Origin of the sequence: Blautia glucerasea (genome assembly GCF_013304385.1) — a bacterium.
GTDB lineage: Bacteria > Bacillota > Clostridia > Lachnospirales > Lachnospiraceae > Blautia_A > Blautia_A ammoniilytica.
This window is the reverse complement of the sequence record NZ_JAAITU010000117.1, coordinates 1-1,543: the sequence shown is the minus strand read 5'-3', so window position 1 is coordinate 1,543 and position 1,543 is coordinate 1. Positions and strand designations below refer to the sequence as shown.

Below are 1,543 nucleotides of genomic sequence, written 5' to 3'. Positions count from 1 at the left end.
AGCCCAACATCATAAACTTAAGAAAATACTTGTTCTTATGTCCTTTATTTTTTAATTAAGGCTTCATTATAAAACTGTATTGTAAGAAAAAAAGTCCAGACTTTCCCCAGGGGAATTGCATGGACTTTTTAAAAACTGCTTTTTTGATTATTTTTATATTTGTTTGAGATATTCTTTTTTCGCTCTTTTCCAGGCAGTTTTCTTTGTGGCAAAATGTGTTCCTCCATTTCTGCCTGCAATTCAAAAAGCAATTGCCTTCTCCTTTCAGCATCCTTTTCCAGAATTAATTTTATCATTTGTTCTTTAAATAAACCTATAGCAATATTTTCGTTTGTGCGCATAGGATATCTGCAGTTTTTTTCACGACCTTTTACCGATACTTTATCGTCAGCTTCTTTTCGTATATCCTGTATCATGTTGTATACCAGCACCTGTGCACGAAAATCTTGATCTACATAAATGGTCGATTTTCCTGTCACACTTTCAAACTTCATTTTATTTTTAAGAGTATGATATTTCTTTTCTATCTCCCATCTGTGGTAATATAAATCCTCCAGTTCTTTCTGGGAGATTTCAAAGGGAAGATTTGTCATAAGTGCCAATTCTTTTCCGGAAGGAAGTATGGAGGTCATAATTCGCGTATGTGTACTTACTTTTTCTTTCATATGTTCGAAACGATCAGGATGTCTTTTCCTTATTTTCTCTAATCGCTGATGGGTATGCCGCAAAATAACGGCTTCGTCAGTGGATACCATATTGTTGCGCTCAAATTTATAATCATTGGAGGATAGACGGAATAAGTAATTGATCTTTTCCGTTTCCAGAAAGTCAACAAATTCCATGGATGGATACCCCCTGTCAAAAATGACTAATACCGGCTGTTTGATATTCATGCGCTTTAAATGATTCAGGTTTTTCTTGGCAAGCTCTGTCTCATTGGTAGAAATATGTGAAATCTCGATATCCAAGTAAAATTGATTCAAAATGTCGTACATACCACTTACAAGTGCTCGTATCTGCCCAAGTTCTGAATGCTGATTATTACTTTTCCCAAAGCGTTCTCTGTTCTCCACTGAATTCGGTATTTCTGCCTTACTTCCATCTATGGCCAGTAACAAAAATCCGTTCCAAAGTTTTGGCTCAGAGGAATGATAGAAATCAGCCAGATATTCATCATTCAAATAAGAAAACACTTCAGGATTCAGTCGTTTTCGTTGTTGTAAATACCCTTGTTTCGATATTTCCATGTAGAGATCACCCTTTTGTTTAAAATAATTTCTCAGTTCCAATGCAGTAGTAAGCCCTTTTTTAGAAAGACAGCACAGTAAAATATCTTTTAAGGACATCTTTCTATTTCGAGAAAAAGTATTACTGTCCATTTTTCTTGCACGCACTGCTAAATTAGGATCTGATAGTTTCTCAGAAAGTTTTTGGATTCTTTCAATATAACTTCCTCTCATATACACCCCTGCCTAAACTTTACCATAAATAAAAGAATCTGCCTATCTCTAAGCAGATTCTCTTAAGTTTATGATGTTGGGCT

Annotated in this window: 1 protein-coding gene; it reads right to left on the bottom strand. The window is 35.0% G+C overall.

Annotated features, from left to right (window positions below; genetic code table 11):
* Positions 1-128: 128 nt before the first annotated feature.
* Positions 129-1,460 (bottom strand): IS4 family transposase, encoded by a 1,332-nt coding sequence (locus G5B11_RS18625; RefSeq protein WP_158422541.1) that lies wholly within the window; start codon positions 1,458-1,460, stop codon positions 129-131.
* Between the last annotated feature and the right edge of the window lie 83 nt (positions 1,461-1,543).